Genomic DNA, 21,841 nt, shown 5'->3' on the forward strand with positions numbered 1-21,841 from the left:
GCGCCGTCACCGCCAAACAGCGCATCCGACCCGGCCTCGCCATAAAGCCGGTCGGCGCCATCATTGCCCCACAGCACGTCGTTGCCGCTGCCCGCCCAGACGGTGTCATTGCCGGCACCGCCATCAATCAGATTGGCCCCCGCCAGCGCGCCGCCGGCCACATCGTCGATGAAATCGTTGCCATCCCCGCCATGAACCGTATCGTCGCCCGCCCCGAACAGCAAAGTGTCATTGCCCGCCCCGCCATCGAGACTGTCATTGCCAGCCCCCCCCCGAAAGGCTGTCATTGCCATCCCCGCCATAAAGCGTGTCATTGCCCTCAAGCCCAGACAGCGTGTTGGCAGCGCTGTTGCCGGTCAGCAGGTTGTCCAGCCCGTTGCCCGTGCCGTTGATCCCGGAGGATCCCGTCAGCGTCAGGTTCTCGACATTGCTGCCCAAAGTGTAGGTGACCGCGGATTGAACAAGGTCGGTTCCCCCGGCGCTGTTCTCGATAACCACGTCCCCGGCGCTGTCGACCACATACCTGTCGTCCCCGGTGCCGCCTGTCATGCTGTCATTGCCAGCACCACCGTCCAGCGTGTCGTTGCCAGTCCCACCCCACAGCGTGTCAGCGCCGTCAAAGCCGCTCAGCCAGTCGTTGCCAGCATGGCCATCCAGCACGTTGCTGCCGGAGTTGCCATTCAACAGGTTGTCCAGAACGTTGCCGGTGCCGTTGATCGCCGCGTTGCCCGAGTGCAGGGTCAGGTTCTCGACGTTGTCGCCCAAGGTATAGGTGACAGAGGACAGCACAGAGTCGTTGCCTTCGTTCGCAGCCTCTATGACCACTTGGTTTGCCGACTGAACGGTATAGGAATCGTCTCCGGCGCCGCCGAGCATCGTGTCATTGCCGCTGCCTCCAGCGATGGTATCCGCGAACTTTGACCCGGTTAAAGTCGCGGCAGTCCCGGACAAATTGCTGATGCTAAAGCCGTTAGACCCACCGGTGACGGCGGACAGGTCCACGTCAAAGCCAGCGGTGGTCAGGGTCGCAGAGCCGTCATTCGTGGTGGCGGCTGTCGCGGTCCAGTCACTTGCCAGAGTGGCGTCCAGCGTCGCGCCGCCGGCAACGCTGAAGGCGTCCCCGCCGCTTAGGTCAGTGATGGTATCGCTGCCGCTGTCTATGGTGAAAGTGTCGTTGCCATCACCGCCAATGAGGGTATCGTTGCCATCACCGCCAAGGAGGGTGTCGTTGCCGCCGAGGCCGTTCAGAACGTTATCGCCATCGTTCCCGTAAAGGTGGTTGTCCAGACCGTTACCCGTGCCGTTGAGCGCCGCGCTTCCCGCAAGGCCCAGGTTCTCGACATTGTCGCCCAAGGTAAAACTGACCCACGACGACACATAGTCCGTACCTTCGCCCACAGCCTCGATGACCACCTGGCTTGACGTCTGAACGATATAGCTGTCGTCGCCTGCGCCGCCCAACATGGTGTCACCCTCACCGTAGCCGATCAGAGTGTCTTCGAGCATGGAACCGGTCAAAGTTGCTGTGGGCCCAAGGTTCGTGAGCCAAAAGCCATGTGACCCGCCCGTGACGGCGGACAGGTTTACGTCAAAGCCCGACGTGTAGATGTTGGCTGTCCCGTCATTCGTGGTCGCAGCCGTCGCGGTCCAGTCACGTGCCAGCGTGGCGATCAGGAGCGAATTCGCTGCAACGGTGACAGTGTCGCCGCCACCAAGGTCGGTGATGTGGTCAAAGCTGCCAGTGTCGATGATGAACGTGTCATCGCCGCCATTCCCGGTCAGCGTGTCTGTGCCGGTCAGGCCATTGATGTGATCTGCGCCCGAGGTTCCCGTCAGGCTGTCGTTTTGGATCGTGCCGGTGATCGTGGTGAACGTCGTGCTTGCGAACCCGTAAACAACATAGGCGGCGCCGGAGTCAAAAGCGCTACCATCATAGTGTTTCGCGCCCACGATAACGTCGTCGTAGCCGTCCCCGTTGACGTCACCCGCTGCGGAAACAGTGGCACGACCCGCACCCACGGTGTAGTCCACATTTATTATGAACCCTTGGCTTGCGGTCAGAGAGCCAAGATCAATGTCTGCGTGGGTGGCCCCCACGGTTCCATAGACAACATAGGCGCCGCCGGCAGGAGCAGCCCCCACGTAATGGCCCGGCGCGCCAATAATGATGTCATTGATACCGTCCCCGTTGACGTCACCCGCAGAAGAAACTCTCGCACCAACAGCATCTGGATAGACACCCCGAAGCGCGAACCCTTGGTCCGCCGACAGCGCAGCAAGATCAATATCTGCGTGCGGAGTACCCGCTGTGCCATAGATCACATAGACAGAACCCGTCGCAGCGCCTGCTGCTTGATTGCCTTGGGCCCCGACGATGAGGTCATCAATCCCATCCCCGTTAAGGTCGCCGGCAGACGAAACACTCAGACCAGCATAATTCGAGCCCGCCGCGCCGTTGATGACAAAGCCCTGGTCGGCAGGTAGGGCGGCAAGGTCAATGTCTGGATGCGTGGCCCCCGATGTGCCGTAAATGACATAGGCGGCGCCGGCATGGTACTTGCCGCTTGTGCTGTTCAGCGGGGCCCCGACAATGAGGTCATCGATCCCGTCGCCGTTGATGTCGCCGGCAGACGAAACACTCCAGCCCGCCCAGTTGTCGATGCCGCCCCCCGTAACCACGAAACCAGCGTCCGCGGTCAGCGCGCCAAGATCAATATCGGGGCGCGTGGCCCCTGACGTGCCGTAAATGACATAGGCGGCACCCGCGTCGTGCTGGCCGCTGGCGTCATGAAACGGTGCCCCAACAACGAGGTCGTCGATCCCGTCGCCATTCAAGTCACCTGCGGATGAAACACTGAAACCGGCCGTGTCACTGGTGGCGGCACCCGTGATGACAAACCCCTGATCTGCAGTCAGCGCGCCTAGGTCGATGTCGGCGTGGGTGGCTGTTGTTGAGCCATAGATGATATAGGCGGCACCCTTGTGGGCGCCGCCATCAACCCCGATAGCCCCAACAATCAGGTCATCGACACCGTCGCCGTTAATGTCGCCGGCCGAAGCAACACTGTAACCCGCATTGTCTTGCAGGGCGGCACCCTGAATGGTGAAGCCTTGGGTCGAGTCCAGGCTGCCAAGATCAATGTTGGCGTGCAACCCGCCGTCTGTGCCGAAGATGACATAGGCCGCACCCTCACCGCCGCCAAAGGTGTCATTGCCTGGAGCCCCGACCACAACGTCATCGATCCCATCGCCGTTGATGTCGTGGGCAGACGAGACGCTGACCCCCGCATAGGCGCCGACGGCGGCGCCCTGAATGGTGAACCCTTGGGCCGCAGTCAGTGCGCCAAGATTGATGATTTTTTGCGGCATGTCTTCACTCCCGAAAGCAAACCCGGACGGCCACAACACGGCTTTCATGGCGGAACTTGAGTCTGTGAGTGGCGCAAATATTCAGGTGATCCACAAAAGATGGGCGGAAGGTGGAATTAACCCGATGGACGTTGCCCGAAAGCCACGTTTAATTAAATCGAGGTCCGGCTTTGGTGATATCGCGAATGGACGGGACGTGATATCAGAAGAATGAATTGGTGAACTTTCAATATATTTTGATAAACTATCGCTGTACCGCCTGACTGCATTGGGCGCGGTTCGGTTCGGTCAGGGCGTATTTTCAAGGGTCGCGACGACAAAGATCTACACCTATTTCGTTTATGGCTTGGTGCAAATCTCTGCCCACCTTGAAGCACATCATGACGCAGGACCCCGCTGCCGACCAAACATGGGACAAAAACGCGGCGGGCGGCGGCGCTTTGGCTTGGCCGGTTCCGTGTTCCCGCAATCGCCGTTCGGCCATGGGGTGGGCAGGTTGGGATCATCCGGGTCTTCGCCCTTCCGCCGCTTGACAAAAGCCCCAGCACAAGCGCGAGAAGGCGCTGCGCCTGGACGGCTTTGATCGTCGCCGATGATGGGGTCGAGGCCGGCCGGCTTGCCGCGATACAAGCCTGCCGTCCCCCTCAGAAGATCAACACATCTGTGTAGGCGAGCGCCGGGTGGCCATCCAACACGGCGATGCGCACGGCAGCGCCTGAACCGTTGCCATCAGCGTCGTAGGACAGGGCGCCGGTCGAGGCGTTGTAGATCACCCGGTCCGTGGCATCGTGGGCGGCGGTTCCGGTCCAGAACGCGTCACTGCCCAGTGCCCCGACCGCGCCTAGTCCCTTCATCACCGACTTGGCGAAGGAGAGGTGGTCGCTCCCGGTGGTGAAGTCGGTGATATGGTCGACCCCGGACAGAAGGGTAAACACGAACGTATCCGCCCCGGCGCCGCCTGCCATTGTATCATTGCCGCCGCCGCCGGTCAGAGTGTCATTGCCGCCACCGCCCGTAAGGCTGTTTGCAGCATCATTGCCTGTCAGAACATTATCCAGGCTGTTTCCGGTGCCATTGGTCGCCGTCGAACCCGTCAGCGTCAAATTTTCAACGTAAGACCCAAGGGCATAGGTCACGGAAGAGCGCACCGTATCGGTACCCTCCAAGGCATATTCGACAACTTTGTCGCCAGCACCGATCACATAAATGTCGTTGCCGAGGCCGCCTGCGAAAATGTTTGCGGCGTCATTGCCCGTCATGACGTTGTCCAGACCGTTCCCCGTGCCATCTGCCGCATGCGAACCTGTCAAGGTCAGGTTTTCAACGTTTGCCGGAAGTGTGTAGCTTTCTGTCGACTTGATCGTATCGATCCCGGCGTTTTGGTTCTCGACCACGGCGTCTGCGACCCCGACGACGTAGGTGTCATTCCCCAGACCGCCTGCCAAAGTGTTGGGGCCATCACTGCCCGTCATGACATTATCCAGACCGTTCCCGGTGCCCGTCGTCGCGTCCGACCCGGTCAAGGTCAGGTTTTCAAGGTTGGCTCCCAGTGTGTAACTTGCGGAAGACAGGACCAAATCGACGCCTTCACCACCGGCTTCGATGATCGTATCGTGGCCGTCCGTGACGTAGGTGTCGTTTCCCAGCCCGCCTGCCAAAGTGTCGCTGCCATCCCCGCCGTTCAGGATGTTGTTTCCGCTGTTGCCAGTGATGACATTGTCCAGACTGTTCCCGGTCGCTGTTGTGGCGTCCGACCCGGTCAAGGTCAGGTTTTCAACATTGGCCGTCAGCGTGTAACTTGCGGAAGCCAGAACCAGATCGACGCCCTCGCCGCCAGCTTCGATGATCGTGTCATGGCCGTCGGTCGTATAGGTATCATCACCGCCCCCCCCCGACATCGTGTCATTCCCGCCATTCCCGGCGAGCTGATCGCTCCCGAGGCCCCCGAACAATGCGTTGGCACCACTATTGCCAGTGATGATGTTGTCCAGACTGTTCCCGGTGGCTGTGATGCCATCTGACCCGGTCAAGGTCAGGTTTTCAAGGTTGGCCGCCAGCGTGTAACTGGCAGAAGCCAGAACCAAATCGACGCCCTCACCCCCGGCTTCGAGGATCGTATCGTGGCCGTCCGTGATGTAGGTGTCGTTTCCCAGCCCGCCTGCCAGAGTGTCGCTGCCATCCCCGCCGTTCAGGATGTTGTTTCCACTATTGCCAGTGATGACGTTGTCCATACTGTTCCCGGTGGCCATTGTGGCATCCGACCCGGTCAGGGTCAGGTTTTCAACATTGGCCGTCAGCTTGTAACTGACGGAAGCCAGAACCAGATCGACGCCGTCACCACCGGCTTCGATGATCGTGTCGTGGCCGTCCGTGATGTAGGTGTCGTTGCCCCGCCCGCCTGCCAGTGTGTCGCTGCCATCCCCGCCGTTCAGGATGTTGTTTCCGCTGTTGCCAGTTATTAGGTTGTCCAGGCTGTTCCCGGTCGCTGTTATGGCATCTGACCCGGTCAAGGTCAGGTTTTCAAGGTTTGCTCCCAGGGTGTAGCTCGCTGACGACTGAACCAAGTCAACGCCCTCGCCACCGGCTTCGATGATCGTATCATTTCCATCTGTAAGATATATATCGTTGCCCCGGCCGCCGATAAGCGTATCGCTGCCCCTGAGGCCATCAAGAACGTCAGAGCCAATTGATCCAACAATCGAATCTGCACCAGCAGTTCCACTAAATTCACTCATGGTCTTTCCATTCCATTTACTGTCCAGATGAGGCGCTGCTGTCGGTCGCAAGGACGATCAACATTTGCCATTTTATCCGCATGGGCACAAAGATTGCCCTATTAACAAAACAGCCAACACAGAACGCACCCTGATCCGCATTTCAGAGCCACAGGGGACTGGTCCATTTTCGGTGATGGGTAGACCACAATTATCGTGCGTTCCAAATCCATTTAAGCTGATGCTTTTGTCAGATTTGCCTCGCTCAGGCGCACGAGGTCTAGGTAGAGCGAAACCATCTAGGCCGCCAGTGATGCCGCGCTGTATCTTTGGATTGAATCGATTGGCTTCCTCATGGCTCCTGCCGCACCACCTGCCGCGTCTCCGGCGCTGTAACCTCTGGCGCGCGGCGCAAGCCGTCCATCTGCGCCTGACCTTTGGGCGCTTTGGCAGTCGGGGCGGCTTTTTCCATGGCTGCGTCGGTGGGCGGCCAGACATCGGTGGAGGCCTGCGCCAGCGTTGCCCGTCCAGCGGGCGGCCAGCAGCGCATCACCCCGCTGCACCTCTGCCCTGGGCCCACGTCCTTGGGCGCAAGGGCTATGTTGGGCTTGTTGGTGGGGACGGGCTGCCGGGTCATGTCAGGGCCGGGGCGCGGTGCGCGCGACCGCAGCGACCAAGGTCTTGCAGGGCTGGTTCTTGGCAATGAGTGTTGCGGGGTTGGGGCAGATCTGCTTTCAAGGCGCGGGGTGCGGCCGCAGGACGGCGTGGTCGGCCCGTTTTGAACACAAGGAAGCAGCAGAATGGGCGCCTATGCCCCGCCGGACAGTTATGAAGAGGTCATCCGCCTGATCCATGACCGCTACGACAGCATGAGCAAGTCGTATCAGAAGATCGCGGTCTATCTGACGCAGAACCCCAACGACGTGGCGGTGCTTTCGGTCACGGCAATTGCCGAGAAATGCGGCATTCATGCGTCAAGCTTCGTGCGCTATGCGCAGTCGCTGGGTTACACGGGCTTCAAAGAGATGCAGGCGATCTTCCAGCGCCGTCTGTCCACCGCCGCCCCGGGGTTTGACGCCCGGATCAAGGCCTTGGAGACGGAACTTGGCACCAAGGGCGATCACAGCGATCTGGGGTTCTTGAAGGATCTGGTGCTGCGGGATCTGGCCTCGTTGCAAGAGCTGTTGCAGGAGACGAGTGCCGAGCAGATCTCGCAGGCGGCGGACATGCTGGAGGCGGCGGATACGATCTACCTTCTGGGTCAGTTGCGCTCTGCCCCGGTGGTCGATCTTTTGCGCTATGTGCTGACCATGCTGGGCAAGCGGACGGTTCTGCTGGATGCCAGCGGCGGATTTGCCACGCATATGGCCAAGGTGGCGCGGCCGCAGGACGTGCTGCTGGCGATTTCGTTCCGGTTCTATGCGACCGAAGTGGTCAATATTGTTGAGGAAACCGCAGCACGCGGCGTGCCGATCGTGGCGATCAGCGACAGCACGCTGTCGCCTTTGGCGAAGTCCGCGCGGGTGCTGTTTGCGATCCCCGAGCATGAATACACCTTCTCCCGCTCTCTTGCCGCACCCATGTGTCTGGCGCAGGCGCTGACGGTGGCGCTGGCGGCGCGGCTGCAACGCAACCGCGCCTCGCCCCGGATTCCGGTGGTGACCGGGCCTTGACCGGGCGGCCTAGCTGATCAAGAGGCGCTTTGTCGTGGGGGCGAAGCTGCGCAACAGCGTGGCATCAGGGTGGCGGCTGCGGGGCGGGGTGTTCAGCGGAACACTGGCCCCGGTCCGGACCGCTTATTCCATCGCCAGCAGGGCGGCCACGTCGGCCATCCCTTCGCCGCCATCGGCCTCGGGCTGGGTGCCTGCCGCGATGCAGTCGGAGAAATAGGCGATCTGGCCGGAGAAATGGTCAACAGCGGGGAAGTCGGTGACGGTGACCTCTGCCCCCCGGCGCAGGCGCAGCGACATGGCGACCTCGAAGCGGTAGGCGGGATCGACGGTCAATTCGCCCTCGGTTCCAAGGACGCGGTAATGCTCGACCATCCCGGCGCCGAAGCTGCAGAAGAATTGGGCCAGACGGCCTTCGGGGAAGCGCATTGTAACGGCCAGATGGGCGTCGACCTCGACAAAGCGCGGGTCGTTCAGCGGGCGGGACGCCATCGCCTGCACCTCCACCGGCTCGGCGGCAAAGACATGGCGGGCGGCGTTCAGGCAATAGACGCCGATGTCCTGCAAGGGGCGCTCCAATGTGCCGCTTGCAGACGGTGGTTGCCAAGCGTGCTCTGGAAGGCGAAGGCCGAGGAGAAATGCACCGGCGTACCGATCTTGCCCGCCCGGATCGCATAGTCGGCGTGCATCGCGTTTGGCAGCGCGATGTAGACGGCGTCGATCCGGTCGCTGTGGATCAAGGCGTCATAATCGGCATTGCTGACCACCTCGGGCACGCCGTGGAAGTCAGCCAGCTTTTGCGCGGGGCCTTGGCTGCCCGAGACGATGGCCTGAATCCGGCTGTTTCCGGTGGCGGCGACGGCGGGCAGGAAGGCTTCCTGGGCAATCCAGCCTGCGCCTACGACGGCATAACGTATCATCTTGCGTCCTTCAGTTGGTCGATGTGCTGGGCGTCTTGCCCGGAATGCCATGCCGTGTGACCACGTTCATCCCAAGGACGGCGGGTGCTATTGCGGCCCATCACGCCTGCGTCGATAGCGGCGAGACCAAGGTTCATTTGACGTCAGCCCAGGCTTGGGCGCGGCTGGAACCTTGGATGGTCTCAATCAAGGTCTGGATGCGCAGGCCCTTGCGAAAGTTGAACGGCTCTGCCGCGCCGGCGATTGCGTTGATATAGCCTGCGACTTCAATGGCTTTCAGGTCGTTGAAGCCGATCTGGTGGCCTGCCGCCACGCAGAACAACCCGTAGGGGGCATGGTCCGGGCTCGCCTCGATCCGGCGGAAGCCCTGACGGCCCTTGGCGTCAGCGGTGGAGAAGAAGTTCAGGACGTTGAAGTGTTCCTGGCTGAAGGCCAGGGCGCCCTTGGTGCCGTAGACCTCAAAATCATGCTGCATCTTGCGGCCGGTGGCGATCCAGTTGCCCTCGATGCTGCCGGTGGCACCTGAAGCAAAGCGCAGGAAAGCGCGGCAAAGGTCATCAACCTTGACCTTCCGCGCGCCGCCCTTGCCGTCGGGGCGTTCGTGGATCATCGTCACACAGTCGCCCATCACGCGGGTGATTGGCCCGCAGAGGTATTCCGCCGTGGCCAGCGCATGGCTGCCAATGTCCGCCAATGCCCCGCCGCCCGCCGGATCATGGCGAAAGGTGAAGGGGCCTGAGGCGTCGGCCATGTAGTCCTCGCAGTGGATGCCGCGATAGCCGCGGATCTCGCCCAACTCACCGGCCTCGATCATCTGGCGCGCAAGGCCCAGCATCGGGTTGCACAGGTAGTTGAAACCGACTTGGGTCTTCACGCCCTGCGCCTCGGCGGCGAGGGTCATTTCCAAGGCATCTGAGGCCAAGGGCGCCAGCGGCTTTTCGCAATAGACATGCTTGCCCGCCGCAATCGCCGCCAAGGCCATTTCCTTGTGCAGGGCGTTCGGCGCGGTGATCGACACCAGATCAATCTCGGGGTTGGTCACGATATCGCGCCAGTTGGCGGTGGAATGGGCGAAGCCCAGCCGGCGGGCGGCTTCTTCGGCGGCGGCCGGGGTGATGTCGGCGACGGTGTGCAGGTCCAGATCATAGGGCAGATCGAAGACGCGCGGGGCCGAGGTGAAGCCGAAGACATGGGCCTTGCCCATGAAGCCAGTGCCGATCAGGCCGATGCGCAGGCGGGGTTTGGTCATTTTGTCGCGTCCCAATTTTACAGGAATTTGGCGTTGACGATCAGAGAGGCGTCGAGCCGCCCTGCGAAGAAGTCGAAGATGTTCTGCACGGACGATGTCGCCATCCGTTCTGCCGCCTCGGTGGTCAGACCGGCGATGTGGGGCGTCAGGATGACCTGATCGAAGGCCAGAAGCGGGTGGTTCGGGGCAGGGGGTTCAGCATCGAAGACGTCGAGACCTGCCGCGCCAACGTGCCCAGACGTCAGGGCCGCAGCCAAGGCGGCCTCATCCACGATGCCGCCGCGCGCGGTGTTGATGATGACGACGCCGGTCTTGACCTGCGCCAGTTCCTTGGCCCCCAAGATCGGGCGGTCAGCTTTGGGTAGGTTGACAGAAATCACATCGGCTCGCTTGAGGCCGTCTTGCAGCGCGGCCACAGGACGCGCCGGGCCGTCGGGCCAGCCGTTTTCCAGCGCCCAGGGGTCGTAGGCCAAGACTTCCATCCCGAAAGCAGCCGCCATCCGCGCCAGATGCCGGCCAATGCGGCCATAGCCGAGGATCAAGAGCGTCTTGCCCGCGACCTCCCCCTGTTCCAGCTTGTTGCGCCAGCCCCAGTGGCCCTGACGGACCGCTCGGTCGGAACGGATCAGCCGTTTGACACAAGCCAGGATCAGCATCATCGCATGTTCGGCGACCGAGACGGAATTCACATCCCCTACGATGCACAAGGGGATCTTCCGGGCGTTCAGCGCCGCCATATCCACCGCGTCATAGCCCACGCCATGGCGGGAGACGATTTGCAGCCGTGTGGCCTTGGCGATGGACGCCGCGCCCATTGGCTGCGTGCGGATCACCATGGCATCGGCCTTGCCCAGATGGTCCTGATAGGAGGCTTCCGAGATCTCCTCGACATGGGTGAACGTCACGCTCTCCGCCGCCTCCAGCAGCGCCAAGCCTGAGGGGTGCAGTTTGCCCGCCACTAGGATATGCGGCATTAATAGGCTCCCTTTTCAGTCTGGGCCTCGCCCTTGGTCAGGTCGCGAAAGCGGCTGACAGCCGCGCCCGCCGCCGCCGCGAGGAAACGGCTGTCGCCACCGACCGTCGTCAGATCAAAGCCCCATCCAATCGCCTTGGCCGCATAGTCCGCTGTGCCGCAGTGAATCCCAGCGCGGATGCCGGCTTTCTTGGCGGCGGCGAGGATGGTCTGGATGGCTTGGACCATCTCTGGCTCTTCACGGTCGAAACCGGGGGCGAGGCGGCCTTGGGTCAGGGACAGGGTCAGGTCGGCCGGGCCGATATAGAGGGCGTCCAGACCCGGAGTGGCGGCGATGGCATCGACATTGGCGAAGGCCTCTGCCGTTTCGATCATCGCAAAGCCCAGCATATTGTCATTGGCTTCCCCGGCGTAATTCGCACCTGCTGCGAACGCGACCCGGGTAGGGCCGAAGCTGCGTTCGCCATGTGGTGGATAGCGCAGGCATTTGACGAAGGCTGCGGCGTCTTCCGGGGTGTTCACCATCGGGCAGATGATGCCGTAGGCGCCCGCATCCAGCGCCTTCATGATCACGCCGGGTTCATTCCACGGCACGCGGGCCATCAAGCAAGCTCCCGAAGCGCGCATCGCCTGAAACATCGGCAGGACGCTGGAATAGTCCAAAGCGCCGTGCTGCATGTCTATGGTGATGCTGTCGAAGCCCTGTGCCGCCATGATCTCGGCGGTGAAGGGGTTGCCGATGCTGCACCAGCCGTTGATCGCAGCCTTGCCTGCCGCCCAGAGCGCTTTCAGCTTGTTCGGGATCATGCCCACACCATCTGGCTGGATTTGATGTCAAGATAATCGCGGATGCCCTCGATGCCGCCCTCGCGCCCCATGCCGGAGAAGTTGGTGCCGCCGAAGGGCGCCTCGGACGCGGCCATGGCATAGGAGTTGATGCCCACCATCCCCGCCTTCAAGGCCGCCACCGTGCGGCGCGCGCGTCCGGGGTTCTGCGTGAAGGCATAGGCCGACAGGCCCATATCGCAGGCATTGGCGCGCTCCAGCACCTCGGCTTCCGAAGCAAATCGGGTGATGGCGGCGATGGGGCCGAAGTTCTCCTCGGCCAGAACGGCCATGTCGTCGGTGCAGTCGATCAGCACCGTCGGTTCATAGAAATGCCCGGCGTTAAAGCCCGAAGCGCGCGCTCCGCCCGTGGCGATCTTGGCGCCTGAGGCTACCGCCCCGGCCACGATCTCCTCCATCTCGGCGAGCCGTCCGGCGTTGATCAGCGGCCCCATGCCGACCGTAGCATCTAGGCCATCGCCCAGTTTGATCGCCTTGGCCCGGGCGACAAAGCCCGAGACGAAGGCGTCATGCAGGCTTTCATGCACATAGAAGCGGTCGCCCGTCACGCAGACCTGCCCGGCATTGGCGAATTTGGTCGGGACAGAGACATTCAGCGCCGCCTCCAGATCCGCATCGTCATAGATGATGACCGGCGCATTGCCACCCAGCTCCATCGAGACCTTCTTCAAGGTTGCCGCCGCATCGCGGATCATCTGCCGACCCACGCGGGTCGAGCCGGTCAAAGACACCTTGCGCACCCGCTTGTCGGCCATCAGGGGCGCATAGGTGGCATCGGTCGGGCCGATCACCAGATTGACCACGCCATCCGGCAGGCCTCCGGCGCTGCAGCAATCCACCATCACCATCGCCACGCCCGGCGTTTGGCTTGAGGGACGGATCACCACCGAACAGCCCGCAGCCAGTGCCGGTGCGACCTTGCGCGCGATCAGCGCCGCCGGGAAGTTCCAAGCCGTGAAGGCTGCAACGATGCCAACCGGCTCGTGATGCACTTCGAACCGGCCACCGGGGACGCGGCTTTCGATGATCCGGCCATAGATGCGCCGCGCTTCCTCGGCGAACCAGCGGAACTGGTCGATGGACAGGCCCCACTCGCGGCCCGATTGGGCAATTGGCTTGCCGGTCTCAAGGCTGATCATCCGCGCAGCCTCATCCGTGCGGCGGATCATCTCATCGGCAATCCGGTGCAGCGCGTCGGCCCGCGCGAAGGCCGCCGTGGCCGCCCAGGACTTGAGGCCAGCGGCCGCCGCGTCAATCGCCGCCGCCGTATCGGCCTGCGAGGCCATCGGACAATCGCCCAAGGACCGCTCGGTCACTGGGCTGACCACGGGTGCCGTGGACCCGCCTTGCGCCGGCCCCCAGGCGTTGTTGAGGAACAGTCCGAATTTCTTGTACATCTCGCGGTTTCCCTTTGCGCTGCGTGCCCTCTAGGGGGACTGATTCACCTCAGCGACTATCCATGCAACAATCATTGCAGGAATGACGGTTTGTCAACCATTTATGTCGTCAGCTAAAATCGGCCCCAAGTTTGATGGGAGGGACGGTCATGCTATCCAAAAAGATTCGCTTGACGATGGCGCAAGCCGTGGTGCGCTGGCTGACGCAGCAGTTCACCGAGATCGACGGCGTCCGCGTGCCGCTGTTCGCTGGGGTGTTTGGCATCTTCGGCCATGGCAACGTGACCTGCCTGTCCGAGGCTTTGGAGGCGGTGCAGGACCAGCTTCCCACCTGGCGCGGACAGAATGAGCAGTCGATGGCGCTGGCGGCCATTGGTTTTGCCAAGGCCAAGCGGCGGCGTCAGGTGATGATTGCCACCTCCTCGATCGGGCCGGGGGCGCTGAACATGGTCACCGCAGCGGGGACCGCCCATGCCAACCGCTTGCCGGTGCTGCTGATTGCAGGCGACACCTTCACAAACCGCCTGCCCGACCCGGTGCTGCAACAGGTGGAGCATTACAACAACCCCTCGATCACCGTGAATGACGCCTTCAAGGCCGTCACCCGCTATTGGGACCGCATCACCCATCCTGCGCAAATCCTGCAGTCCCTGCCGCAAGCCGTTGCCGCCATGCTGGACCCGGCGGACTGTGGCCCGGCCTTCCTCGCTCTGCCGCAGGACACCCAGGAAATCGCCTTCGATTACCCTGAGGTCTTCTTTGAACCTAAAGTTTGGCGCATCCCCCGCCCGCGTGCCGACCGTCAAGCGTTGGCCGAGGCTGCGGCCCTGCTGAAAACCGCCAAGAAGCCGCTGATCATCGCCGGTGGTGGCGTGCGCTATTCGATTGCCGAGAACGAGGTCGCCGCCTTTGCCGCCAAGCGCGGGATTCCGGTGGTGGAAACCATCGCGGGCAAGGGTGGCCTGACCCATGACCATGCGGTTCATTGCGGCCCCATCGGGATCATCGGATCGACCTCCGCCAATGCTTTGGCGGCTGAGGCGGATGTGATCGTGGCCATCGGCACAAGATTGCAAGACTTCACCACCGGCTCGTGGACCGCCTTCGCGCAGGACGCCAGGTTCATCGGGGTCAACGCCGCCCGCTTCGACGCCGTCAAGCACCGCGCCGTGGCGGTGGTGGGGGACGCGTTGGAGACGGTGGCCGATCTGGACGCCGCTTTGGGCGACTGGAAAGCCGACGCTGCCCATATGCCCCATGCCAAGGCGCTGTTTGCGGATTGGAACGCGCTGCTGGACGATCATCAGACGCCGACCAACGCCCCCGTTCCGACCTATGCGCAGGTCGTCAACGTCGTCAACGCCTCAGCCGCGCCCAACGACACGCTGATCGCGGCTGCGGGAGGCATCCCCGGAGAGGTTGCCAAGGGCTGGCGCGTCAAGATGCCGAACTCTTTCGATCTGGAGTTTGGCTTCTCCTGCATGGGCTATGAAATCGCCGCTGGCTGGGGCTGTGCGATGGCGCAGGAAGGGCCGGGAGGCCTTGGCGGCACGCCCATCGTCATGCTGGGCGACGGCACCTATATGATGATGAACTCTGACATCTATTCGACGGTTCTGTCGGGTCACAAGATGATCGTCGTGGTCTGCGACAATGGCGGCTATGCGGTGATCAGCCGCCTGCAACAGTTCAAAGGGGTACCGGGCTTCAACAACCTGCTGAAAGACTGCCGGATCACCGACAAGGCCAACCCGCTGCACGTCGATTTCGCTGCCCACGCCGCCGCGATGGGGGCGGAATCCCGCGCCTGCGCCAGCCTTGCCGACCTTGAAGCGGCACTCGCCTGGGCCAAGACCACGGACCGCACCACCGTCATCTCTATCGTCACCGACGCCTATTCCTGGGTGCCGGGCGATGCGGATTGGGATGTTGGTGTGCCGGAAATCTCCACCCGCGACAGCGTCAACGCTGCCCGCGAGTCCCAAATCGCCATCCGCGCCAAGCAGCGCGTAGGAGTTTAAGATAAAAACCAAACTGGGCATTGCCCCATCGCATGGTGGAATCTCCACCTTGCGGAACTGTCGGATGACGTGAGCCTTGACGAGTGCCTGCGTCAGGCCTCGGTTGCCGGGTTTATTGGGATGGAGACAGGCCGCTGCTTCCCGATGGACATGAATGAACTTGGGCCGATCCTGAAGAAATACGGCATCTCTGTCTGCGGCGCCGGGTTCTCGGGCCTGTTGATCGACGGCGATATCGAGGTCGAGAACGACCGCATCGCCGCCCAGCACGCCCTCTTCAAAGCCGCAGGCGCCCCCTGCATCGTCTATGGCGAAACCGCCCGCTCCATTTAGGGCATCAAATCTGCACCCCTCGCCATTAAACCCCGCCTGACCGAGGCGGAAGTCTCCGCCAATGGCCGCAAGATCAGCGACTTCGCCGATTGGTGCGCGGCCAACGGCATGCCGCTCAGCTACCACCACCACATGGCTGCCGCGATTGAAACGAAAGCCGAACTGGACCCGCTGATGAAGCACTCCACCGTGCCCTTGGTGTTTGACGCGGGCCATATGGCCTTTGCGGGCGGCGATGTGCTGCGGGTCATCGACACCCACCACAAACGCATCAGCCATGTCCATACCAAGGACATCCGCCGCAACGTGGTGGATCGGCTGGACCGCAGCCGCGAAAGCTTCCTGGATGCTGTGGTCAAAGGCGCCTTCACCGTGCCGGGCGATGGCGATGAAGGCTGGTTCTTGGTGAAGGCCGAACAGGACCCCAAGGCTAACACGCCGCTGGAGATGGCCAAGAAAGGCCATAAGGAACTGCTCCGCGTCATGGCGGCTGCGGGCTATGAGGTCGTCCAGTGACCGTGGCCAGCCGCATCCGCTTCAGCCAACGGCCCGTCCTTGCACAGCATGACCGCGTGGCAAGGGCCCTTCGATGCCGATTGGGTGGCGAAAGTCACGGCCTAACCGCCCTTTGGCCCTGACGTCCTAGCGCCCGATCCGAACGCTGGGAAACGGGGGCAGCCCTTGGCGCTGCATGCGGGATTGTGATTTCGATGCCTTGTGCGCCGCTCGATTTCGGGGACTGTGATCTTAAGTTTCCGGCGCAGGTCCAAGCTGGTTGCAGACTAATAGGTGTCGGAATCTCCGTTCAAGCCCTTAAGTTTGCCAGACTGCATCCCGAACAGGCGCTATTGTCCAAGAGGGATCAATGCGATGAACCGAATTTGATCGTGCTTTGCGGCGGGGTACCGGTCTGAGGCTTTTTCACAAGACCGTGCGCCGGTCTGTTGGAGGATGTTTCGGACATGATCGCATTGCGCAGTCTGGCGGCTGTTCTTTTGCACATTCATGCTGTTGTGCGGCGTTTCGCAAACGCTTGCCGCGACCATCAACGAGACGTTCAATTGTGATGAGCCGACTGGCCCCAATCAAGGGTAACCCGGTGCGGATCAGACCGACACCGTCAAGGTGGGGGATGTTGTCAATCTGACAACTTACTTTTGCCGGTCTGCGGTACGTTCGAATTTGACCTCATCCTCCACGGGCATGGCCAATGGATCGTTGCTGCAATATGGCCAGCCCTCGCTGAACGGCGCCAACACGGATTACAGCAACGACCCTTGGACGTCGCCAGCCGACACGTTTGTCATCACGGTCAATGATGCGACGCGTTTTTCCTTTCAGGCGCAGGATTGGAACTGTTACAATTACATCACGTTTTCCTTCGACGTCAGCAAATATGCCAGCACGACGGCGTTGGGAGCGTCCTCGGCGACGTCGGCGTTTGGGGGGGATGTCACCTTGACCGCGACGGTGACGCCGGCGGATGCCACCGGGACGGTGACATTCATGGATGGCGCGGACACGCTGGGGACCGGTACGCTGAATGGTGGCGTGGCGACGCTGGACACGACGACGCTTCCGGTCGGAGTGCAAACGATCACGGCGGAATACGGCGGTGACGGGTCTTATGATGGCAGCACCAGTTCCAGCGTGACCGTTACGGTTGGCGCCGCAGCGACGACGACGGCCCTGATCACCTCGTCCGCGAGCCCGGGGATTGGCGACACCGTCACCCTGACGGCGACAGTGACACCGACCGCTTCCACCGGGACCGTGACGTTCATGGACGGGACCAGCGCTCTTGGAACCGGCACGCTGAGTGGCGGTGTGGCCACGTTGGCGACCGCCTCGCTTGCCACCGGGGCGCATGACATCACGGCCACATATGGCGGGGACGCGTCCTATGGCGGCAGCACCAGCCCCAGCGTGACGGTCACAGTCGGCGTCCATGACGTTGCCAGCGCCTTCTCTGACCGGGCCGACAAGGTCAAGGCGATCATGGTCGCCATGGCGCGGCAGTCGCTGCAAAGCTTCATCGACAGTGACGAGGGTCTGGCACGTCAGGCGCGCACCGATTTCATCGAGTCCAAGCTGCACGGTTCGAAAGAGGCCGCAGGCAGCGTTCCCTTCGGCGTTGACGCGGCAACGCGGGGGACTGAATCGAAGGTAACGTCAAAGGGGACATTCTTTCAAAGGAACAGCTCCGCCGATGGCAGCCGAAATCAGGTCTTCTTTGGAAACTTCAATTACGTCAGCGGGCACCAGGGCACCAGCACGGCCATGCTGAACGCCAAGCTGGCGTGGGACACGATGATTTCCGACCGCGCCAAGATCGGATATTATGTCGGGGCCGATTTCGGCCGCTCGGTCATTTCGGGCGACTTTGCGGGGGCACAGCAACACTCGGGTCTCAGCGTCGGCGCTTACGGGGTGTATCAATTGGACAGAACCACCTTCCTGGACGGGTTCGCCTCGATCGGAGCGGGTTTGAATTCGCTGGGGATGGCAGATGACACGCTTGACCTTGCCAGCACCTACGGCACCCATTCCGCCATTGTTGGCGGCGCGCTGACGACCACACTTGCGGAAAAGTCCTTTGAGTTTTGGCCGGAACTGGCCTTCAGCTATGGCACGACAAGCATTGGCAAGGTTGGCCTTACGGGCCGGGCCTACGACCTGCTGGATGACACGCTGTCGCTGGACGCAGGCTCTGTCACAATCGCCAACATCATGCTTCGCCCAGAATTCCGGGTGCCGTTGGACGGCGTCGCCGCTCCTGACAGTCTTGATCTGCTGACGCTGACACCACGGTTCGTCTGCCAATGGGACAAGACCACCGTCACGCGGCGCGATTGCGGGGCGGGCGTCGAAATTGGCCTGACACGTCAATGGAACGGCGGATTGGGCCAATTGAGCGCGAAGCTTGTCAGCGAACACCGCGGTGGCATGACGCAGACCGGCGCACAGCTGTCGGTTGAACAGCGGTTCTAGCCCGAGAGGGCAGTGCCGTTCGTCGCGCTGACGAGGCTGCGGGCGCTGATGATGCCCGCTTGCCCTGCGCCGTGCTTGCAACGGTCCCGTCTGTGGCTGCCGCCATCGCCACGGTGGCGGCCACATCGGCGCTTGACGAGGTCCCGGTCGCTGCCAGCGTAGCGGGAAGGTGCTGCGAAGGCTGGTCGGGGCGCGCGGTGCTGGTGCGTCGGACAACAAGCGCAAAGTCTGACACGCCTGGCGCGCACCGAACCTTGGTGTGGCCTGCTGGGCGCAAGGCTGGTCTTCGGGCCGCCGAAGATCAGGTCCGGCCACCAGGACGCCCTGCCTGCGTTTCTGCAAATCAACGGCTGGCGCAGCGAAGCTCTGCGGCTCTGTCCTCACGGGCAGCCGCGGCGGACTGCGCAACGTCCTCAGCCTAATTGCCGAAGGTCACGCCAGGGGCTGGGGCGCTGTGACCTTTGGCCCAACCAGAACCTTTTCATACGGAGCGGCACAGGATTGTGGTCGTCCGATTGCGTCCTTGGCCTGCAAGCCCCGTGCAGGGCACCGTGATGCCGGTGCGGATCAAGCACCGGATTTGCCATTAAATCCATTTTGGATATTACCTGGCCAACAGCCAGAATCCCGCAGGCCCGATCCCCGTGTCGGCGCACCGGAAACCGGTTGTCCAGCCTGCCAGAGGCGCCGGATCGATGGCTTTGCCCTGCCTTGCATGAACTCTTGCGCCGAACCGTTTCGATTTATCCGATCCGGAGAAATCAATCGCCGACGCGTCGGGATTGTTTGTTACCTTTCGATGGTCAGCCAATCCGGTGTCACGCCACGTGAAGGATGGGGCCGATGCAGCGGGGAGGCTGCGAGGAGGGGCAAAGTCTTTGACCTGCGCGTGCAGGCTATGGTCTTCGGCATTCAAGGTGCCAGCGCTCTGTTTCTGCCGGTTTCCCCACAGCAAAGTCACGAATGGAAAGTTCTGGAAGATGAGCAAAGAAAACATCGCGTTGATCGTCGGGGCGACCGGGCTGTCGGGCAGCTACACCGGCCAACATCTGAAGGCCGCAGGCTGGACGGTGGTGACGCTGTCGCGCAGCCCCGCCGATCTGCCGTGGTCCGATCGCCACATCGCTTCGGATCTGGAGGATGGCGCGGCCAGCCTTGCCGCGCTGAAAGCGGCATCGGACGTCACGCATGTCTTCTTCTGCACCTGGTCGCGCCAAAAGGACGAGGCCGAGAATGTCCGCGTCAACGCCCTGATGATCCGCAACCTGTTCGAGGGTCTGGCGGATGCGCCGATCCGGCATGCTGCTTTGGTTACGGGCTTGAAGCATTACCTCGGCTCTTTCGACGACTATGCCAAGGTCAAGCCCTACACGCCGTTCCTGGAAAGCAGCCCACGTCTGCCGGGGCTGAACTTCTACTATGCGCAGGAAGATGTGCTGTTCGAATATGCGGCCAAGCGCGGCTTCAGCTGGACCGTGCACCGCCCGCATACGATGATTGGTTTTGTCATCGGCAATGCGATGAACATGGCGGTGACGCTGGCCTGCTATGCGTCGATCTGCAAGCATACAGGGCGGCCCTTCACCTTCCCGGGTTCGCCAGAGCAATACAATGCCGTGGCCGACGTGACGGATGCGCGCATTCTGGCCAAGCAACTGCACTGGGCGGCCACGACCAAGGGGGCCGAGAACACACCGTTCAACACCGTCAACGGCGACCTGTTCCGCTGGACTTGGTTGTGGGCGCAGATAGCCGGCTATTTCGGGCTTCCGGTGGGGGAGTACCCCGGCCATCCGGTCACTTTGGAAAGCCAGATGGCCGATGCGCCTGCGATCTGGGCCGAGATCGTCGCCAAGCATGGTTTGCAGGATATTCCGGTGAACAAGCTGGCGTCGTGGTGGCACTCGGACGCTGATCTTGGCCGGACGCTGGAATGTTTCACCGACATGACCAACTCCCGCGCCCTTGGCTTCACTGCCTATCAGCAGACCAACCACAGCTTCTTCGACGTCTTCGACGAGCTGCGCGCCCGTCAGATCATCCCTTCGTAAGGCGAGAGTCCCCATGCACTATGTCATCCATTGCCTTGACCACGAAGGCTTCGTCCAGAAACGTCTGGAGCATTACGAGGCGCACAAGGCCTATCTCGGCTCTGCCGGCATGAAGACCGTGATTTCCGGTCCGTTGATGGCCGATGATGAGACAACGATGATCGGCAGTTGTTTCGTGGTGGAGGCAGCAAGCCTTGCCGAGGTTCAGGCCTTCAACCAGGCAGACCCGTTCTTCAAGGCGGGGCTCTGGGCCACGATCTCGATCCGCCCCTTCCTCAAGCGCGTGGATAACCGGTCATGAGCCAACCCGTTGGAATAGCCCTGATCGGCCTTGGCTGGTGGGGCAAGAAGATGCTGAACGTGCTGGCCGCCGCCCCGGGCGATATCCGCGTGGTGCGGGCGGTGGAACCAATGGTGGAGTCTGTTGCGGCACTCTGTGCGGAGCGCGGCATTCCCCTGTCCGGCGACTATGCCGATGCCCTGAACGACCCCGCAGTCGAGGCTGTCGTTCTGGCGACGCCCCACTCCCTGCATGGTGGCCAGATCGAGGCGGCCGTGGCGGCGGGCAAGCATGTCTTCTGCGAAAAGCCCCTGGCTTTGACCAAGGCCGGGGCTGAGAAGGCCGTGGCCCTGTGTCGTGATGCGGGTCTGATTCTGGGGATGGGCCACGAACGCCGTTGGGAGCCGCCGATTGCCGATATGTTGGCGAAAGCCGACGCGGGCACGCTCGGGCGGCTGCACCAGATCGAAGCGAACTTCAGCCATGACAAGTTCCTGGCGCTGGACCGCGACAACTGGCGCCTGAAGGCCGATCAGGCCCCGGCGGGCGGCATGACGGCGACCGGGATCCACCTGCTGGACCTTTCGGTGCGGCTGTTGGGGCAGGCGGAGTCGGTGCTGTGCATCTGCGAAAAGCTGTCCTCTGACCTGCCCAATGGCGACACGGTCGCGGCTTACATCAAGTTCAAGGGCGGCGGGACGTCTTACGTCTCGGCCTCGCTGGCCAACCCCTTCATGTCGCGCTTCACGGTCTATGGATCGAAAGGCTGGATCGACATCCGCGACAAGGCCCACGTCGAAAGCCCGGATGGCTGGATCGTGACCTCTGCCATGGCGGGCGGGCCAATCACCACGGTGGAAATCCCGCCAGCCGAGCCCGTGAAAGACAACCTTGTGGCCTTTGCCCGCGCCGTGCGGGGCACCGCGCCCTATCCGATCACCGCCGCCCATCTGGTGGATAACATTGCCCTTCTTGAGGCGGTCTTCGCCTCGGCCCTGTCGGGCAAGATCGAAACCGTTGCGTAGGA

The 21,841-nt window shown here is 62.2% G+C and carries 19 protein-coding genes and 1 pseudogene; 8 read left to right on the plus strand and 12 right to left on the minus strand.

The annotated features are described in order from the left end of the window. The 5 genes and pseudogenes from AC1Y2B_RS02370 to AC1Y2B_RS02390 form a co-directional block, all read right to left on the minus strand. Window positions 1-287: calcium-binding protein (locus AC1Y2B_RS02370; RefSeq protein ID WP_482251449.1), on the minus strand; the 287-nt coding region annotated here is incomplete at its 3' end. After that, the gene (locus AC1Y2B_RS02375; RefSeq protein ID WP_482251450.1) at window positions 256-3,369 is read right to left on the minus strand and encodes a beta strand repeat-containing protein; all 3,114 of its coding nucleotides are present in this window, start codon (window positions 3,367-3,369) and stop codon (window positions 256-258) included. The genes AC1Y2B_RS02370 and AC1Y2B_RS02375, both read right to left, overlap by 32 nt. Window positions 3,370-4,013: 644 nt before the next feature. Then, on the minus strand, window positions 4,014-5,933 hold the full coding sequence (locus tag AC1Y2B_RS02380; RefSeq protein WP_482251649.1) for a beta strand repeat-containing protein: 1,920 nt from the start codon (window positions 5,931-5,933) through the stop codon (window positions 4,014-4,016). Window positions 5,934-5,999: 66 nt separating this feature from the next. Beyond that, window positions 6,000-6,104: pseudogene (locus AC1Y2B_RS02385) on the minus strand (hypothetical protein); the annotation flags it as partial. A gap of 331 nt (window positions 6,105-6,435) precedes the next feature. Beyond that, entirely contained in the window at window positions 6,436-6,633 is a 198-nt protein-coding gene (locus AC1Y2B_RS02390) for a hypothetical protein (RefSeq protein ID WP_482251451.1), read from the minus strand. A 250-nt stretch (window positions 6,634-6,883) separates the two neighbouring features. Here AC1Y2B_RS02390 and AC1Y2B_RS02395 point away from each other — a divergent pair, with 250 nt between their 5' ends. Further along, window positions 6,884-7,756, plus strand: a complete 873-nt coding sequence (locus AC1Y2B_RS02395) for a MurR/RpiR family transcriptional regulator (RefSeq protein WP_482251452.1) — start codon at window positions 6,884-6,886, stop codon at window positions 7,754-7,756. Between the two features lie 123 nt (window positions 7,757-7,879). Here the strand turns inward: AC1Y2B_RS02395 and AC1Y2B_RS02400 are convergent, their stop codons facing one another. The 6 genes from AC1Y2B_RS02400 to AC1Y2B_RS02425 form a co-directional block, all read right to left on the minus strand. Continuing rightward, a complete protein-coding gene (locus tag AC1Y2B_RS02400) occupies window positions 7,880-8,320 on the minus strand; it encodes a Gfo/Idh/MocA family protein (protein WP_482251453.1) in 441 nt (146 codons plus the stop codon). Then, window positions 8,293-8,673, minus strand: coding sequence for a Gfo/Idh/MocA family protein (locus AC1Y2B_RS02405; RefSeq protein WP_482251454.1), 381 nt, complete (start codon window positions 8,671-8,673; stop codon window positions 8,293-8,295). The genes AC1Y2B_RS02400 and AC1Y2B_RS02405 overlap by 28 nt, the downstream gene beginning before the upstream one ends. A 133-nt stretch (window positions 8,674-8,806) precedes the next feature. Beyond that, on the minus strand, window positions 8,807-9,922 hold the full coding sequence (locus AC1Y2B_RS02410) for a Gfo/Idh/MocA family protein (protein WP_482251455.1): 1,116 nt from the start codon (window positions 9,920-9,922) through the stop codon (window positions 8,807-8,809). Window positions 9,923-9,939: 17 nt separating this feature from the next. Further along, window positions 9,940-10,896 carry a hydroxyacid dehydrogenase gene (locus tag AC1Y2B_RS02415; RefSeq protein WP_482251456.1) on the minus strand — a complete coding sequence of 319 codons (957 nt, stop codon included), beginning with the start codon at window positions 10,894-10,896 and terminating at the stop codon, window positions 9,940-9,942. Beyond that, entirely contained in the window at window positions 10,896-11,702 is an 807-nt protein-coding gene (locus AC1Y2B_RS02420) for an HpcH/HpaI aldolase family protein (RefSeq protein WP_482251457.1), read from the minus strand. Before AC1Y2B_RS02420 ends, AC1Y2B_RS02415 begins: the two co-directional genes overlap by 1 nt. After that, a complete protein-coding gene (locus AC1Y2B_RS02425) occupies window positions 11,699-13,138 on the minus strand; it encodes an NAD-dependent succinate-semialdehyde dehydrogenase (RefSeq protein WP_482251458.1) in 1,440 nt (479 codons plus the stop codon). The genes AC1Y2B_RS02420 and AC1Y2B_RS02425 overlap by 4 nt, the downstream gene beginning before the upstream one ends. A 149-nt stretch (window positions 13,139-13,287) precedes the next feature. Here AC1Y2B_RS02425 and iolD point away from each other — a divergent pair, with 149 nt between their 5' ends. The 4 genes from iolD to AC1Y2B_RS02445 all read left to right on the plus strand — a co-directional run bounded on the left by iolD (window position 13,288) and on the right by AC1Y2B_RS02445 (window position 18,483). Next, on the plus strand, window positions 13,288-15,159 hold the full coding sequence (gene iolD, locus AC1Y2B_RS02430; protein WP_482251459.1) for a 3D-(3,5/4)-trihydroxycyclohexane-1,2-dione acylhydrolase (decyclizing): 1,872 nt from the start codon (window positions 13,288-13,290) through the stop codon (window positions 15,157-15,159). 69 nt (window positions 15,160-15,228) lie between these two features. After that, complete coding sequence (locus AC1Y2B_RS02435) at window positions 15,229-15,492, plus strand: hypothetical protein (RefSeq protein ID WP_482251460.1); 264 nt, start codon at window positions 15,229-15,231, stop codon at window positions 15,490-15,492. Window positions 15,493-15,600: 108 nt separating this feature from the next. Next, complete coding sequence (locus tag AC1Y2B_RS02440; RefSeq protein WP_482251461.1) at window positions 15,601-16,008, plus strand: IolE/MocC family protein; 408 nt, start codon at window positions 15,601-15,603, stop codon at window positions 16,006-16,008. Window positions 16,009-16,674: 666 nt separating this feature from the next. Then, on the plus strand, window positions 16,675-18,483 hold the full coding sequence (locus AC1Y2B_RS02445) for an Ig-like domain-containing protein (protein ID WP_482251462.1): 1,809 nt from the start codon (window positions 16,675-16,677) through the stop codon (window positions 18,481-18,483). 604 nt (window positions 18,484-19,087) lie between these two features. Here the strand turns inward: AC1Y2B_RS02445 and AC1Y2B_RS02450 are convergent. Next, a complete protein-coding gene (locus AC1Y2B_RS02450; protein WP_482251463.1) occupies window positions 19,088-19,480 on the minus strand; it encodes a hypothetical protein in 393 nt (130 codons plus the stop codon). On the opposite strand from AC1Y2B_RS02450, the gene AC1Y2B_RS02455 reads away from it, so the two are divergent. The 3 genes from AC1Y2B_RS02455 to AC1Y2B_RS02465 are packed head-to-tail and all read left to right on the plus strand — an operon-like array spanning window position 19,464 to window position 21,839. Beyond that, window positions 19,464-20,534 carry an SDR family oxidoreductase gene (locus AC1Y2B_RS02455; protein ID WP_482251464.1) on the plus strand — a complete coding sequence of 357 codons (1,071 nt, stop codon included), beginning with the start codon at window positions 19,464-19,466 and terminating at the stop codon, window positions 20,532-20,534. The genes AC1Y2B_RS02450 and AC1Y2B_RS02455 overlap by 17 nt on opposite strands. Window positions 20,535-20,547: 13 nt before the next feature. Continuing rightward, complete coding sequence (locus tag AC1Y2B_RS02460) at window positions 20,548-20,835, plus strand: YciI family protein (protein ID WP_482251465.1); 288 nt, start codon at window positions 20,548-20,550, stop codon at window positions 20,833-20,835. After that, complete coding sequence (locus AC1Y2B_RS02465) at window positions 20,832-21,839, plus strand: Gfo/Idh/MocA family protein (protein ID WP_482251466.1); 1,008 nt, start codon at window positions 20,832-20,834, stop codon at window positions 21,837-21,839. The genes AC1Y2B_RS02460 and AC1Y2B_RS02465 overlap by 4 nt, the downstream gene beginning before the upstream one ends. The last annotated feature ends 2 nt before the right edge of the window (window positions 21,840-21,841 follow it).

Source organism: Stagnihabitans sp., assembly GCF_964946895.1.

Excerpts from the sequence above, each read along its gene's own strand:
- AC1Y2B_RS02375 (WP_482251450.1), bottom strand. The coding sequence starts at position 3,369 with ATGCCGCAAAAAATCATCAATCTTGGCGCACTGACTGCGGCCCAAGGG.
- AC1Y2B_RS02390 (WP_482251451.1), bottom strand. The coding sequence starts at position 6,633 with ATGCGCTGCTGGCCGCCCGCTGGACGGGCAACGCTGGCGCAGGCCTCC.
- AC1Y2B_RS02395 (WP_482251452.1), top strand. The coding sequence starts at position 6,884 with ATGGGCGCCTATGCCCCGCCGGACAGTTATGAAGAGGTCATCCGCCTG.
- AC1Y2B_RS02405 (WP_482251454.1), bottom strand. The coding sequence starts at position 8,673 with ATGATACGTTATGCCGTCGTAGGCGCAGGCTGGATTGCCCAGGAAGCC.
- AC1Y2B_RS02410 (WP_482251455.1), bottom strand. The coding sequence starts at position 9,922 with ATGACCAAACCCCGCCTGCGCATCGGCCTGATCGGCACTGGCTTCATG.
- AC1Y2B_RS02415 (WP_482251456.1), bottom strand. The coding sequence starts at position 10,896 with ATGCCGCATATCCTAGTGGCGGGCAAACTGCACCCCTCAGGCTTGGCG.
- AC1Y2B_RS02420 (WP_482251457.1), bottom strand. The coding sequence starts at position 11,702 with ATGATCCCGAACAAGCTGAAAGCGCTCTGGGCGGCAGGCAAGGCTGCG.
- AC1Y2B_RS02425 (WP_482251458.1), bottom strand. The coding sequence starts at position 13,138 with ATGTACAAGAAATTCGGACTGTTCCTCAACAACGCCTGGGGGCCGGCG.
- iolD (WP_482251459.1), top strand. The coding sequence starts at position 13,288 with ATGCTATCCAAAAAGATTCGCTTGACGATGGCGCAAGCCGTGGTGCGC.
- AC1Y2B_RS02440 (WP_482251461.1), top strand. The coding sequence starts at position 15,601 with ATGCCGCTCAGCTACCACCACCACATGGCTGCCGCGATTGAAACGAAA.
- AC1Y2B_RS02455 (WP_482251464.1), top strand. The coding sequence starts at position 19,464 with ATGAGCAAAGAAAACATCGCGTTGATCGTCGGGGCGACCGGGCTGTCG.
- AC1Y2B_RS02450 (WP_482251463.1), bottom strand. The coding sequence starts at position 19,480 with ATGTTTTCTTTGCTCATCTTCCAGAACTTTCCATTCGTGACTTTGCTG.
- AC1Y2B_RS02460 (WP_482251465.1), top strand. The coding sequence starts at position 20,548 with ATGCACTATGTCATCCATTGCCTTGACCACGAAGGCTTCGTCCAGAAA.
- AC1Y2B_RS02465 (WP_482251466.1), top strand. The coding sequence starts at position 20,832 with ATGAGCCAACCCGTTGGAATAGCCCTGATCGGCCTTGGCTGGTGGGGC.